The organism is Pseudomonas fluvialis, assembly GCF_002234375.1.
Lineage (GTDB): Bacteria > Pseudomonadota > Gammaproteobacteria > Pseudomonadales > Pseudomonadaceae > Aquipseudomonas > Aquipseudomonas fluvialis.
Genome location: NZ_NMQV01000018.1, coordinates 1 through 15,012 on the forward strand (window position 1 = coordinate 1; position 15,012 = coordinate 15,012).

At 68.2% G+C, this 15,012-nt stretch carries 8 protein-coding genes; 2 read left to right on the forward strand and 6 right to left on the reverse strand.

Annotated features, from left to right (window positions below):
• The first annotated feature begins 25 nt into the window (after positions 1–25).
• A complete protein-coding gene (locus CFY91_RS09790; RefSeq protein WP_093986172.1) occupies positions 26–904 on the forward strand; it encodes a pseudouridine synthase in 879 nt (292 codons plus the stop codon).
• Here the strand turns inward: CFY91_RS09790 and recD are convergent.
• The 5 genes from recD to CFY91_RS09815 are packed head-to-tail and all read right to left on the reverse strand — an operon-like array spanning position 876 to position 13,382.
• Complete coding sequence (gene recD, locus CFY91_RS09795) at positions 876–2,933, reverse strand: exodeoxyribonuclease V subunit alpha (protein ID WP_093986173.1); 2,058 nt, start codon at positions 2,931–2,933, stop codon at positions 876–878. The two genes, CFY91_RS09790 and recD, sit on opposite strands and share 29 nt — an antisense overlap.
• On the reverse strand, positions 2,930–6,565 hold the full coding sequence (gene recB, locus CFY91_RS09800) for an exodeoxyribonuclease V subunit beta (protein WP_093986174.1): 3,636 nt from the start codon (positions 6,563–6,565) through the stop codon (positions 2,930–2,932). The genes recD and recB overlap by 4 nt, the downstream gene beginning before the upstream one ends.
• On the reverse strand, positions 6,562–9,975 hold the full coding sequence (gene recC / locus CFY91_RS09805; protein ID WP_093986175.1) for an exodeoxyribonuclease V subunit gamma: 3,414 nt from the start codon (positions 9,973–9,975) through the stop codon (positions 6,562–6,564). The genes recB and recC overlap by 4 nt, the downstream gene beginning before the upstream one ends.
• 38 nt (positions 9,976–10,013) lie before the next feature.
• Positions 10,014–10,964, reverse strand: a complete 951-nt coding sequence (locus CFY91_RS09810) for a class I SAM-dependent methyltransferase (RefSeq protein WP_093986176.1) — start codon at positions 10,962–10,964, stop codon at positions 10,014–10,016.
• Positions 10,965–11,018: 54 nt separating this feature from the next.
• The gene (locus CFY91_RS09815; protein WP_093986177.1) at positions 11,019–13,382 is read right to left on the reverse strand and encodes a penicillin acylase family protein; all 2,364 of its coding nucleotides are present in this window, start codon (positions 13,380–13,382) and stop codon (positions 11,019–11,021) included.
• Positions 13,383–13,562: 180 nt separating this feature from the next.
• On the opposite strand from CFY91_RS09815, the gene CFY91_RS09820 reads away from it, so the two are divergent.
• Positions 13,563–14,798, forward strand: coding sequence for an HD-GYP domain-containing protein (locus tag CFY91_RS09820; RefSeq protein WP_093986178.1), 1,236 nt, complete (start codon positions 13,563–13,565; stop codon positions 14,796–14,798).
• Here CFY91_RS09820 and CFY91_RS09825 read toward each other — a convergent pair.
• Positions 14,779–14,973: a DUF3079 domain-containing protein gene (locus CFY91_RS09825; RefSeq protein ID WP_093986179.1), complete on the reverse strand. Its 195-nt coding sequence runs from the start codon at positions 14,971–14,973 to the stop codon at positions 14,779–14,781. The two genes, CFY91_RS09820 and CFY91_RS09825, sit on opposite strands and share 20 nt — an antisense overlap.
• Positions 14,974–15,012: the final 39 nt, after the last annotated feature.

Sequence of the window (15,012 nt, forward strand, 5' to 3'; positions counted from 1 at the left end):
TCTTCTTTGTGCGCGGGAAAAGAGCATGTCTGAGTCCCCCCTGATTGGCGCTAGTCATCTGCACTTGCCGGCCGGCCCTTGGCGTTCGCTACTCGACGGCTTGTGTGACGTGCTGCCTGGGGTGGATCGCGCCACCTGGCTGGCTCGTCTGCAGCAAGGCAAGGTGCTTTTTCAGGGGCAGCCACTGGCTGTGGATAGCCCCTATCGCGAAGGCATGCGCGTTGAGTATTTCCGCGAAGTAGTCAATGAGCGGGAGATTCCCTTTGCGGTGGAGATCCTGCACCACGACGAGCACTTGCTGGTGGTCGACAAGCCGCATTTCCTGGCGGTGGCACCGGCCGGCCAGTGGGTCGAGCAGACCGTGCTGCGTCGCTTGCAGAGGCAACTGCAGCTGCCCGAGCTGGTGCCGCTGCATCGTCTGGATCGCTTGACCGCAGGCGTCATGCTGCTGTCCTGCCAACGAAGCAGCCGAGATGCCTACCTGTCGCTGTTTCGTCAGCAACGTATGCACAAGGTCTATGAAGCCGTTGCCGGCCCTTTGCCAGGGCTGGCCTGGCCTTATCAGGCGGCGCATTGCCTGCAGCCGGGCGAGCCGTTCTTTCGTATGCAGGCGGTCAGTGGGCCGGCCAATGCCTGGACAACGCTGCAGGTACTGGAGCGGGGTAGCGCCTACTGGCGTTATCGACTGCAGCCGCAAACCGGCCGCAAACACCAGCTACGCGTGCAGATGGCGGCGCTTGGCGCACCCTTGCGCCATGATCCGCTGTACCCGCAGTTGCAGGCACACGACGCAGATGACTTCACCCAGCCGTTGCAGTTGCTGGCCCGCAGCCTGCATTTCGACGATCCGCTCAGCGGGCTACCCCGGCATTTCCTCAGCCAGCGGCAATTGTTGCCGCTGTAGCCTGGCGCAGTGCGTCGAGCAGGCCACTGTGGCGTTGTACGCGGCGCTGGATGGCCTGCTCGAAGACTGCCGGATGGCTCTCGATCAGCGTGAAGTGCTCACGGGCACGGGTGATCCCGGTATAGATCAGCTCGCGGGTCAGTACCGGGTTGAGCGTGTCGGGCAGCAGCAGGGCGCAGTGGGCGAACTCGGAGCCCTGGGATTTATGCACGGTCATCGCATATACGGTTTCCACGGCACTCAGCCGGCTGGGCAGGACAATGCGCAGTCCCTGCTGGCCGTCGTTGCGTGGAAACACTACGCGCAACACCTGGCGTGACGGGGTTGTGCTGTCCGGCATACACAGGGCGATACCGATGTCGCCATTCATCAGCCCGAGGTTGTAGTCATTGCGCGTAACCATGACCGGCCGCCCCTCGTACCAACCCTGGTCGCTGTCCAGCAGGCCGCGCTGCAGCAGCGCAGCGGCAATCTGCGTGTTCAGACCTTCCACGCCCCACGGGCCCTGGCGCAGTGCGCAGAGCAACTGGAACTGCTCGAAGGCCGCCAGCACCTGGCGTGCCCAGTGCAGCCAGGCGGAGGGCTGGTCAGCTGTCTCGACAGACGGACGCTGCTGCTGCATGACCTGCAGGTAATGGGCATAGCCAAGCGCCGCGCCATGGCCATCCAGCAACAGCTGTGCGAGTGCCTGCTGCTGGCTGCCGTGCAGGCGCAACACCTGCAGGTCTGCGGCTGGGCTGGCGAGGATCTGCCGTGCGTCTGCAGCATTGCCCTGATTGACGGCGCGCGCCAACTGGCCAATGCCGGAGTGGCCGGCAAAGCGCCGTGAGTGACGCAGCATCAGGGTGTGCTGGGCCAGCGGTTGGGCCTGGGCGCTGCCAGGGCGCAGTTGCGGATCGTCCAGTCGTTCGCCACTGACCTGCTCCAGCCAGTGCTGCAGGTCGGCGGCGTAGTAGCCGTGTTCGGCATCGCGACACAGGTCGCCGAGCAGTGCGCCGGCTTCCACGGATGCCAGCTGGTCCTTGTCTCCGAGCAGGATCAGGCGGGCAGTGGCGGGCAGGGCATCGAGCAGGCAGGCCATCATTTCCAGGTCGATCATCGAGGCTTCATCGACGACCAGGACATCCAGCGCCAGCGGATTGCCAGCGTGATGACGGAAATGCCGAGTGTCCGGCAAGCTGCCGAGCAGGCGATGCAGGGTGGTGACCACGCGCGGGATCAGTTCGCGCACCGCCTCGCTGACCGGCAAGGCGGCGACCTGGGCGCCGATAGATTCGCTGAGACGCGCCGCGGCTTTGCCGGTCGGTGCGGCCAGCTGGATGCGCAATGGCTGGCCGGCTTGCAGGGCGGCTTCCTGGAGCAGGGCCAGCAGGCGCACCACGCTGGTGGTCTTGCCGGTACCCGGCCCACCAGTGATCAGGCTGAAGGCACTGCGTGCCGCCAGCGCGCAGGCCACTTTCTGCCAGTCGCAGAGGCGTTTGCCGTGTTGCTCGGGCGGGCTGCTGAACAGCTCCTGCAGACGCATGGAGAAGGTTGCGGGGAGGGCCTGCTGGCGGGGCAGGCGGGCGGCGATCTGCTCGGCCACAGTCTGCTCGTAGTTCCAGTAGCGGCGCAGGTAGAGGCGCTGGCCATCCAGTACCAGCGGGCTGTTGCCGGCCTCTGCCGTACCGGCCAGGGGGCTCTGCTGCAGGCTGCTCAGCCAGTCGTCGAGGCTGATCTGTTGCAGCAGGCGGGCCGGCGGCAGTGTGCTGGCGGAGGGATTGACCGACAGCCCGAGGCCCGGTTCGGCCAGGCAGGCGGCCAGGTCCAGGCAGACATGGCCGTGACCGAGTTGCAGGCTGCTCAGCGCCGCACCGAGCAACAGCAGTGGCGGGCTGTGCGGGTCCAGTTCCACACAGAAACGCGCCAGCGCGACGTCCAGTACACGCAGCCAGCCCTCGCCCTGCCAGCTGCCGAGCAGCGCCAGCATGGCCTGGCGGTCGTGCAGTGCCGGGTCATGGGCAGACAGCAGGGACAGTTGTTGACTCATCGGCTGCGCTCCTTGTGCTGGCCACGAAACAGCTCATCCAGGGCATCGAGCAGGGCTTGCGGCGGTCGGTCGAGAAACAGCCCCTGGCTTGGCGCTGCCTGGCCACGCAGGAACAGATAGAGCGCGCCCCCCATGTGCTGCGCGTACTGGTAGTCGGGCAGGCGCAGCTGCAACTGGCGGTGCAGGGCCAGCAGGTAGAGCGCGTATTGCAGGTCGTAGCGCTGTTCGAGGATGCACGCCTGCATGGCTTGCGGGCTATAGGCGCTGTCGTCCTCGCCCAGCCAGTTGGATTTGTAGTCGGCCAGGTAATAGCGTCCCTGGTGTTCGAACACCAGGTCGATGAAGCCCTTGAACAGGCCGTTGAGGCGCTCGCGGCTGAGCGCCGGGCGTGGTTCGCCGGGCAGGATGTACTGGCGCACCAGGGTATCCAGTTGCTGCACCTCGACCTGCTGCACGGCCAGCCAGAACTCCAGCTCGGCCTGGTAGTGTTGCAGTTGGCAGAGTGCGACCTGCGCGCCGCCGGGCAATGCCTGTGGACGCTGCAGCAGGGCCAGCAGCCAGTCGCTGAGCGGGTCGATCCAGGCTTGCAGGTCACGCAGCTGGCAGCGCCGGGCGATCAGTTCGCGCAACTGCCCGGGTTGCCCGGCGAGCTGGGCAAAGCCTTCCTCGGCCGCCATCTCCAGCAGGCCATGGAGGAAGGTGCCGGGGTTGGGGCCGCGCGGGAAGGCATGCAGGCTACCCGCGCGGCCGCCCGGCTGTGCAGGACTGGCCGGCTGGTGCAGATCACGGGCCTTTTCCTCGCGTGCGCTGTCGGCGGCCAGCGCACTGCCGGGTGTTTCCTCGTGGTAGTGCAGGGCACTGTAGGAGGCAATCCACCAGTGTTCGGCCGCCGCGCGCGGCGGTACGCGCCAGTGCAGGTCGGGCAGCGTCGCGCCGTGCTGTTGCAGCGGACGGTCATTGGGCGGCGGGGCGTTCTGCAGGTCGCAATACGGCAGGGCCTGCTGCGCCTGCAGCCAGTCGAGCAACTGGCTGCTGTTGTCCAGGCGGGCTCCACCGCCCAGCAGGTAGCCGAGCGCCGAGCGTTCCAGGCGCGAGCCCCTGGCGTTGCCCTGGGTGATGTCGGCAATGCCCAGCCAGCAACTGTGCCGAGCGCGGGTCAGGGCGACGTAGAGCAGGCGCAGGTCTTCGGCGAGGCGTTGCTGATCGGCTTCTTGCAACACCTCATCATTCACGTCCAGTTGCAGACGGCGCTGTTCGCCATCGTGCAGGTACACCGGCTGGCGGGCGTCGACGGCGCGGAAGCTGCAGATGAACGGCAGAAATACCAGCGGGTATTCCAGACCCTTGGACTTGTGGATGGTCACCACGCGTACCAGCGCTTCGTCGCTTTCCAGGCGCAGCACCTGTTCATCGGCGTTGCCAGCCTGGCCGGCCAGCAGCTCCTGCAGGTGGCGCAGCAAGGCCTGTTCGCCATCCAGTTCGCGGGCGGCACGCTGCAGCAGCTCGGCCAGGTGCAGCAGGTTGGTCAATACCCGTTCGCCGTCACTGCGGCGCATCAGTTGTTGTGGCAGGGCGAAGTCATGCAGCAACTGGCGCAACATCGGCAGCACGCCCTGGCGTTGCCAGCGCTGGCGATAGTCGCGGAACTGCATGACGCGCGCTTCCCACTGCTGCTCATCCTGATTGAGTTGCTCCAGGTTGCTCAGCGACAGGCCGAGGGTGCGGCTGGCCAGCGCGGCGCGCAGCAGGCGCTCCTGGTCCGGCTCGGCGCAGGCGCGCAGCCACAGCAGCAGGTCGCCGGCTTCCGGGCTGGCGAACACCGAGTCCTTGTCCGACAGGTAGACACTGCGTACCTGACGGGCGGCCAGGGCGCGGCGAATGGCCTGGGCTTCCTTGAGGTCGCGTACCAGCACGGCAATGTCGCTGGGCTGCAGGGCGTGCAGCTGCCCGTCGCGGAGAAAGCCGGCCTGCCCCTGGCGTGCCAGGTTGAGCAGCCGGGTGATTTCGCTGGCGGCACTCTCGGCCAGCGCCTGGCGGTACTTACCGGCACTCAGTGGCTGCTCGCTGGGCCACAGGCGCAGTTGCAGCGCGGCTGGGGTCTGCCCCTCGACCTGCCAGATTTCGCGGCGACCCTCGGCCTTGACCGGCTGGAAGGGCAGCGGGTTGTCGGCGCCGTTGCGGAACAGGAAGGCGCCCCGGCTGTCCGGGCGCTGTTCGGCGGCGAGAAACAGCCGGTTGACCGCCTCGACCATGGCCTCGCTGGAGCGGTAGTTGGTATCCAGGTGGTAATGCCGGCCTGTGGTGGCAGCCCGTGCGCGCAGGTAGGTGTGGATGTCCGCACCGCGGAAGGCGTAGATCGCCTGCTTGGGATCACCGATCAGCAACAGGCCGCGCTCGGCCTGTGTGTCGTGCAGCGGGTAGACGCGGGCGAACAGGCGATATTGCAGCGGGTCGGTGTCCTGGAATTCGTCGATCAGCGCCACCGGAAACTGCCGGCCGATCAGCTCGGCCAGGCGCTGGCCGTTGTCGCCGTGCAAAGCCTGGTCGAGGCGGCTGAGCATGTCGTCGAAGCCCATTTCCGCCCGCTGCCGCTTGGCTTCGGCAAAGCCTGCGCACACCCAGGCCGCCGCGTGCTGCAGGGCCTGGCGGTGCGGGCCGGCCAGCGCCTGCAGGCGTGCCGGCAGGTGGCTCAGCGCATCCAGCGCCGGGTGCGCCGGTGGCTCGCCCTGTTTCCACACCTCGGCCAGGCCCTGCGGGGTGAGGCGCTTGAAGCCGGTATCCAGGCGCAGTTCGCGCGCCTCACCCTGCGCCCAGTCGCGCAGGCGATCCAGCCAGGGCTGGTAGTACTGGGCACGCAGCTTGCGGGCATCGACCTGCTTGTCGGCCACCGCCTGGTCGAGCAGTTGCTGCAGCTCATCGACCCACTGCGACCAGGGCGCCTTGAGCTCGGCAAGGGCCTGCTGCTGCTCGCTCAGGGTGGCCTCCAGCAGGCTGTGCAGCGACTGCTGCGGCGCCGCGCCGGCCTCGTCGAGCAGCGCCTGCAGCGCCGCCCGCAAGCCATCCGGGCTGCCCCAGGCCTGCATCACCCACTGCAAGGTCTGGCCGTGCAACGGGTAGCAGTGCAGGCGCCAGTAGTCGCGCACCACCTCGGCGAGCAGCTCGCTGTGGTCGGTCTGCAACTGCTGGGTGAACAGGCTGCCGCTGTCGAAGGCATGCTCGCGCAGCATGCGCTGGCACCAACTGTGAATGGTCGAGATGGCCGCCTCGTCCATCCACTGGGCGGCGCTGTCCAGGCGTTGCGCGCAGTCGGCCCAGGCCTCGCGTGGATAATCGGCGCGCAGCAGACGCAGCAGCGGGTCGCCGGCCTGCTCGTCGCGGAAGGCCTGCGCCGCCTCCACCAGGCGGTTGCGGATACGTTCACGCAGCTCGCGGGTGGCGGCGTCGGTGAAGGTCACCACGAGGATTTCCGGGGGCAGCAGCGGCCGGGCGAACGCCTGCGCGCCGCCATGCCCGAGCACCAGGCGCAGGTACAGGGCGGAGATGGTGTAAGTCTTGCCGGTGCCGGCGCTGGCTTCGATGAGCCGGCTGCCATACAGCGGAAAATCCAGGGCGAGGGGACGGGCGGCGCTCATGGGTGCTCCTCGCGGTGCTCGTCGATAACCCGGAAGGCGCTGCCCAGCCGCTGGTAGAGGCTCGTCGCCAGCCCGGCAAACTCACCGCTGGCGGTCAGCGCGGCGAAGTCCGGGTAGTGGCGTGCCAGGCAGGCGCTCTGCTGGCACTCGCCGGTCAGCTGGTAGCCGCCTTCGTAGGCTTGTTGCGCGGCCGCCTGCGCCTTGTCCGGCGCATCGGCCTGCAGCCAGGCTATGGCGCTGTTGATGGCCACCGGCAGGGGTTGCTGCAGGCCCTGTTGCCAGGCCTGCAGCCAGTCGTGCAGTTGCGCGCGGGCCGCGTCGCTCGGCAGCGGCTCGGCGAGCAGGCTGACATCCTCGGCGACCAGCAGGCTGTGCAGGGGCAGGCCCTGCGCGCAGGCCAGCACATGCGTGACCCAGGGGCGCAGCAGGCGATGCCATTTCCATTGCTTGCCGCGTGCCAGACCGCCGGCCTGCAGTTCGATGCGCGCCAGTTGCGCATCGTCGCTGCGTCCGCGCAGGCCGCTCAGCCAGCCCTGCAGGCTGAGCGGGGGAACGTCCAGGTGCAGCGGGCGGGCACTGTCCTCACGCTGTGGCCAGGCCTGGCAGAGCGCCTGGTAACGGGCCAGTTGCTCGGGCAGGCGGGCCTGCAGCTGTTCGCGCAATTGCTCGCCAAAACCGGCCAGCGGCAGCAGGCCGCTGCGTTGCAGAACGGCGGCCTGCTCGGCGAGCGCCTGCTGTACGGCCTGCGGCCCCTGTTCCAGTGCCTGGCTGGCGACCTGCAGGAGGTGGCTGTGCAGCTGGTGTTGCTGCAGACCGTCGAGCAGGAAGGGCTCGTCGTCGCTGAGGTCCTGGCGTTGCTCGTCGAGGAACACCTTGAGCCGCTGGTTGAAGAAATACTTCACCGGATCGCGCAGGAATGCCTGCAGCTGCTCGGGACTCAGGGTGTCCTGCTCGCTCGGCGGCAGTGCGTCGTCGGTGACTGCGCTGGCCGGCTGGTAGAGCGCCGCCCACTCGTGGGCATGGCTGAACAGGCCGGCGTCGCTGCCATTGAAATAGCGCCGGCTGAAGGGTTGCAGCGGATGCTCCTGGGTCAGCGCGTCGAGCAACTCGCCGCTGCCGTCAAGCCGCCAGGCATTCTGCAGGTGGTCGCGCAGCTGGCCGATCAGCACCGACGGCGGGCGTTCGCTGTTGTCGCGAATGCTCCGTCCGACCCAGCTGATGTACAGCTGCTCACGGGCCGCCAGCAGGGCTTCGAGGAGCAGGTAGCGGTCGTCTTCGCGGCGCGAGCGGTCGCCTGGGCGGTAGTCGCCGGCCATCAGATCAAAGTCCAGGCGCAGGGTGCTGCGCGGGTAGTCGCCATCGTTCATGCCGAGCAGGCAGACCACCCGGAAGGGGATGGCGCGCATGGGCATCAGCGTGCAGAAATTCACGGCGCCGCTGAGGAAGCGCTGGCCGAGCTTGCCCTGCTCGAGCAGGCCCAGCCAGGCCTCGCGGACCACGGCCAGCGGCAGCGGCTCGTCCAGCTGCACTGCCGTGGTCAGCTCCAGCCAGTCTTCGAGGGCCTGGCGCAGCTTGAGCAGCAAGCCCTGGTCGTGCTCGTCCTGGGCGCTGAAGCAGTTATCCAGCAGCTGGCCGAGGCACTGCCCCCAGGCGCTGGCGGGCTGCGCCTGGGCCAGTTGCTGGTGCAGCTGGTCGAGGGTGTCGAGCAGTTGCAGCAGCGGGCCGATCAGCACGGCGTCCAGCCCGCCGATCTCGTCGTAGGGCTCGATCTCGCCATACGCCTGGCCCTGGCCCACGGCATAGCCGAGGAGCATGCGGCGCAGGCCGAAGCGCCAGGTGTTCTGCTCCAGCCCTTCGGGCAGGCCGCGCTCGGCACGTCGCCGGGCGTCCAGGCCCCAGCGGATGCCGGCGCCGCGAATCCAGCGCTGCAGGGTCGCCAGGTCAGCCTCGGCGATGGCGAAGCGGGCGCGCAGCGCCGGCACGTCGAGCAGGTCGAGCACTTCGCTGACCCCCAGGCGACTGTCGGGCAGGCGCAGCAGGTGTTCCAGGGCGATCAGCAGCGGCTCCTGGCCGCGCGCCTGCTGGTCGGCCAGGGTGAAGGGAATGTAGCGCGGGTCGTGGCGCTCGTACTGGCCGAACACCGCCTGGATCGACGCGGCGTAGCTGTCGATGTCCGGCAGCATGACGATGATGTCGCGCGGGCGCAGGCTGGGGTCGGCGGCAAAGCGGGCGAGCAGCTGGTCGTGGAGGATTTCCACTTCGCGCTGGGCGCTGTGCGCCAGGTGAAAGCGCAGCGAATGGTCAGTGTCCGGGCAGACCGCCGGCCACTGCGCGCGGCTTTCGGCAAGGCTGCGCAGGTTGAGGATGTCGTCCTGCAACTGGCCGAGCAGATGGCTGCAGTCACCGGCACTGAACAGGTCGATGCGCTGCCCGCAGGCGCTGAAGTGCGCGCGGTAGGCGTCCGGCTCGTCATAGCGGTCGAGCAGGTTGATGTAGTCACGGCCCTGCTTGCCCCAGGCGGCGAGCAGAGGGTGGCCGACCCCGCTGGCCGGGCGTTGCAGCTGGCGGCGGTAGGCGTGGCGCAGCAGGTCCTTGTCGGCAACGATGTCGCCCCAGTAGTGCTGGCAGGGGTTGTGGACGCACAGCAGCACCTGGCTGAAGCGCGACAGCGCGGCCAGCGCCTCGACCATCTGTGCCGGCAGCGAAGAGATGCCGAATACCAGCACACGGCGCGGCAAGCCCGCCGGGCGCTCCTGCAGGTCGGCTAGCTGGGCGATGAAGCGTGGATGGACACCGGCGCGGCTGGCCGCCAGCTCGGCGCTGCCGACATCGGCGAGCAGGGCCCGCCAGAGTGCCGCCTGCCAGCGTGAATCGGCATCCAGCGGGCGGATGCCCTGGCGCGAGGTATGCAGCTGGTCGCGCCCGGCAGCCCAGTCCTGCAGCCAGTCGGCGCGATACACCTGGTACTGGTCGAACAGGTCGGCCAGCCGCTCGGCCAGCTGGTGGCGCTTGCGCAGGTCCTGGTCATCGGCGAGAAAGCGTCGCAGCGGGGCGAAACACGGCTCATCCAGCAGGCCGGGCAGCAGGCGCATCAGCCGCCAGGTCAGCGGCGCCTTGTCCAGCGGCGACTGGCGGGCAATGCTCGCGCTGCCCAGCACGTTGCGGTAGGTCTGCCAGAGAAAGCGTGCCGGCAGCTCGACCTGCACGGCGGCGGCAATGCCGGCGCGGTCTTCGGCGAGGGCCTGCTTGAGCCACTGGGCAATGCCGTTGCTCTGCACCAGCAGCACTTCGTTTTCCAGGGGATGCAAGGGGTAGCGGCGCATCCAGGTCAGCGCCAGTTCGCGCAATGCTTCCAGGTGGTTGCCATGGATCACCATGAAACCGGGCGTGAGTGCCTCGTCGTCGTGCATCTTGGATTCCTTGCCGGTCGCCGCCGGCACAGCATACGTCATCCCTGTGCCGCGGGGGCCTGGAACACCATGGCCTTCAGCGCGCACTGCGGGTCGCGGTCAGCGAACTCCGGCGGATTGTCCAGGCGCTGCACGAACTGCAGGCTGGGCGCGGCCTCGGCCATGCTGTGCAGGAGAAACTCAGTGCCGACTTCCGGGGCGTTCACGCAGGCCAGCACCAGGCCCTGCGGGGCGAGCAGTTCGGGCAGCCGGCGCAGTACGCGGGGGTAGTCCTGGCTGAGTACGAAGCTGCCTTTCTGCAGGCTCGGCGGGTCGATGATGATCAGGTCGTAGGGGCCGAGCTTGCGCAGCTTGCCCCAGGAGCGGAACAGCTCATGGCCGAGAAAACTCACCCGCTCCAGAGGCTGGCCGTTCAGCCGGTGGTTGTCGCGGCCCCGGCTGAGCGCGGCGCGGGCCATGTCCAGGTTGACCACCTGCTGCGCGCCGCCGGCCAGCGCCGCCACGGAAAAGCCACAGGTGTAGGCGAACAGGTTGAGTACCCGGCGTCCGGCGGCCTGCTCGCGCACCCACTGGCGGCCCAGGCGCATATCGAGGAACAGGCCGTTGTTCTGCTTGCTGCCCAGGTCGAGCAGATAGTGCAGGCCCTGCTCGCTGACCTGGCACTGTTGCACGGGCGTGCCGTGCAGCCACAGCGCCGGGCTGTCGGCCAGGTAGCGCAACTGCAGGAGCAGGCGCTCGGCGCCGCTGCTGGCCCACTGTGGCTGGCGGGTCAGCGCGTGCAGGCTGTCCTGCAGCGCGGCCAGTGCCGCCGCGCCGGGGTCGCGGTACAGGCAGACCAGCAGCGTGCCCTGCAGCCAGTCCACGGTTAGCTGTTCCAGCCCCGGCCAGCAGCGCCCGCGGCCGTGCAGCAGGCGGCGCACCTCGCTGGGCGGCGAGGCGAGGCACTGCAACAGGTGCTGCTGCAAGGTGGCGAGAACGTCTGGAGTCATGTGCTGGGCCTGCTGAGTGGGGCGGGCATTTTACGCGCTGCTGGCGCGCCGTGCTCAGGGGGCGGCCGGCTCTAGCAGCAACAGGCCGCGACTGTGCTGGCGGATGGCCTGCGGGCTGCTGTGCATGGGTTGGTAGCGCCCCTCCAGGTAGTCGCTGGCCTGGTCGCGGTAATGCCGGTCGAAGCGCACGCCAGTTTGTCCGAGCGGGTTAATGCCGAGTGCCGTATGGCTGTCGGCCAGGTCGATCAGGCGCCGCGTGGATGGCCCGTAGACCACCGGCCAGGGCGCCGGGCCGAGCTTGTGCGAGAGGTTGTTGGGGGTTTCGTGACCGCCGGGGGCAGGGAACGGGCCGACATTGAACAGCCAGCTCAAGGGGGCCTTGACCCCCAGCGGGTGCGGGTGGCTGAGGCGATGGGCCTGCCCCCACTGCCAGTCGCTGCGCGGGCCGAGCTGCGCATCGAGATGCGCCAGGCTGGCGCGCCAGGCCCGGACGATGATCTCCGGCGGCGTCTCGCGGCTTGCCGTGTCGCGGCGGTCCCACCAGGGGCTGAGCGGGTCGGCCAGCAGGCGCGGCAGGGCGCTGTCGATCACCCGGGTCTGCAGCAGGTTGTCGAAGAAGGCGTCGCCCAGCTCGTCATGGAGGATTTCCCGGGTCAGCTGGTAGAGCAGCTGGTTGAACAGCACTGCGGCGCGCGAGTCGAGCGTATGGCTGCCGTCCCAGCGGGCCAGTTCCTCGACCAGGGCCTGTTCATCGGCGCTGGCTGTCGCACGCAGGGTGTCGAGCAGGCTGGCCAGCACCCGCTGCGGGTAGCCGCTGGCGCTGTCCAGTTGCAGCGCCTGGCTGTTCTGCAGGTCCCAGCGCACGCCGGGCTGGCGCAGCTGGCGGTCGAGCTGCGCGGCGCGGTCGGCGAGGTTGTAGTAGCCGGGCACGGCTACATCCTGCGGCGCCTGGTTGGCCGACAGCACATAGCCGCGTGGCGGGTTGACCTCCTGGGGATTGGCGCTGAACGGCAGGAAACCGTCCTTGCGGGCCTCGCCACGGCTGGCATCGAGGATGAACGCCGGGTCGACGCCGGCCGGGCGGCGCGGCAGGTGCGCCGCCGCCCACCAAGCGATATCGCCGTCGGCACTGGCCCACACCAGGTTCAGCCCCGGTGCACCGATCAGCGCAGCAGCGGCTTCGGCGCGCGGCAGGCTGTCGGCGCGGTTGAGCTGGTAGAAAGCGTCGAGCAGCGGGTTGTCGCTTTCCAGAAAGGCCCACCACATGGCCAGCGGCGTGTCGCCCTGGGGGTTGGGCAGCGCCGCGTTGATCAGCGGGCCGTTGGGCGAACGGTACAGGGTGAGGCGGTGTGGCGCGGCGTCCTTGACCAGGATGGTCTCCTGCTCGACCTGCAGGTCCACCCAGCGCCCTGCATGCCAGACCTGCAGCGGGTTGTCCGGGTTGCGCCGCTCGGCGATCAGGTCGAGGTCATCGTTCTGGAACATGGTGATGCTCCAGGCGAAGCGCTGGTTGAACCCCAGCAGGGCGTGCGGGTTGAGCGCCTGGAAGTGGCCATAGAGTTCCAGGCCCGGGCTGCTCAGGTGCGCTTCGTACCACACCGCCGGCGCGGCAAAGCGAATGTGCGGGTCACCGGCCAGCAGCGGCTTGCCGCTGGCCGTATGGGTGCCGGCGATGGCCCAGGCGTTGCTGCCCTCGAACTGCGGCAGGCCGCTTTGCGCCAGGCTGTTCAGGCTCAGGCTGGCCAGTTGCTGCAGGTCGTGCCAGTCGCCTTCTGTCAGCGGCAGGGCGGCGCTGCTCGCGGTGTTTTCCATGAATGGCGCCAGGTAAGCGGCGCCCAGCTGGTCGCGGATATGCGTGAGCAACGGCTCGCTGCGCAGCGCGGCGGCGAAGCTGTAGGCCATGTAGCCGGCGATGGCCAGGCTGTCCTCGGCGCTGAACGGGCGCGGCTCCAGGCCGAGCAGGTCGAACTCCAGCGGTGCCGGGCGGCTCGCCTGGTAGTGGTTGACCCCCTCCAGATAGGCCTGCAACGCCAGGAAGGCCGGGCTCTGCTGGTCGCTGCGCGCCACGTACTGGCGGGCGTGCTGGCGCAGGCGCAGGGTGCGGAACAGCCGGTCGGTATCCAGCAGTGCCGCGCCGAACACCTCGGCCAGCTCGCCATTGGCCAGGCGGCGCAGCATCTCCATCTGGAACAGGCGGTCCTGGGCATGCACGAAGCCCAGCGCCCGGTACAGGTCGGCGTCGTTCTGCGCACGGATATGCGGCACCCCGCGCTCGTCGTAGCGCACCTCTACCGTCGCCTGCAGGCCAGGCATGCGCAACCGTCCGTCGCGCAGCGGCTGCTTGTCGGCCAGGTAATAAGCTGCCAGCCCGAGCAGGGCGACGAGCAACAGCAGGGCAGACAGCAACAGGCGTTTCATCGGTGCTTTTCCTGGGCAACAAAACAGCGATTGTGCCGCTGCGGGTAGCCGCTGCCCAGTGCTCGCGGCTGCTAGACTGACTATTGCAAAGCACCTCGCCGCCCATAGGAAAAAGCCATTGGCCGTGTGTGGACAAGGCTGCTTTCATGCCGCCCCACGATACCCCCTGGAGTTGCCTTGATGGGCGATGATGTACGCAACGACCGCCTCAAGGTCGACACCAGCCAGTTGCAGATCGGCATGTTCGTGGTCGAGCTGGATCGCCCCTGGACGCATACCAACTTCCTTTACCAGGGCTTCCGTATCCGCCAGGCCGAGGAAATCCGCCTGCTCCAGGAAGCCTGCGCCTATGTGTGGGTGGATGCCCGCCGTACGCAAAGCAGTAGCGAGCAGGCGCTGGAAAATGCCGCGCAACAGGCGCCGCTTCAGGCGCAGATCGCCAAGGTCGAGTTCAACCAGGCGGTCGACCAGGCTGCGCCGGTCTGGCATGCCGCCCGCGAGGAATCGTTGCGCATCCTGCAGGCGGTCAAGCTGGGCCAGGAGCTCGACGTGGCGGCCGTCAAGACGGTGGTCAAGGCGTGTGTCGACAGCATCCTCAGCAACCCGTCGGCCATGCTCTGGCTGGCGCGCATCAAGAACAGCGACGACTACACCGCCGAACACTCGCTGCGCGTGGCCATCCTCTCCATTGCCCTGGGGCGCGAGCTGGGCCTGCCGGCCTACCAGCTGGAACAGCTTGGGGTTTGCGGCATGTTGCATGACGTGGGCAAGATCAAGGTGCCCAGCGCCATTCTCAACAAGCCCGGAGCACTGACCAGCGAAGAGCTGCGCATCATGCAAAGCCACGCCAGCGAGGGGCGCAAACTGCTGATGAGCAACCAGCAGGTCACCGCCGCCACGGTCGACGTGGCCTACACCCATCACGAGCGCCTGGATGGCCGCGGTTACCCGCGCGGGCTGGATGCCAGCCGCATTCCCTATTTCGCCAAGCTGGTGGCGGTGGTCGACAGCTACGACGCGATCAACAGCGACCGCATCTACAGCAAGGGGCGCTCCAGCCTGGAATCCCTGCGCATCCTGCTGGATGCCGCCAACACCCACTTCGACGAAGAACTGGTAGGCCATTTCATCCGCATGATCGGCATCTACCCGCCCGGCGAGATTGCCGAATTCAGCAATGGCGAAGTCGGCATCGTCATCGGCTGCGACCCACAGAGCAAACTCAAGCCGCGCGTGCTGGTCGTGCTGGACGCCCAGCAGCAGCACTGCCGCGAGCGGATTGTCGACCTGGCGCGTGGCGACCGCGACCCGGCCGGCCGCGCCTACCGTATCCGCGAAATCCATGGCAGCGGCGCCTTCGGCATCGACATCGAAGCCTACCGGCGCAAGGGCCTGGTCATTCCTCCGGGTCTTTAGCCGGCGGCGTCTCCACGCCCCAGGCCTCGGCCCAGTCCGCGCCGAAGGTTTCCGCTGGGTGCTGGGTGCGGTCCGTACCATTGCCACAGGCCAGCGCATCGGCCGGACAATAGCGATCACAGCCCCAGCAGATACGCTCGGGATGGGGCGGGTTGACAGGAAATTTCTTGGCCATGACAGCACTCCCGTAACAGGCGCTGAACGTCGCGCCACG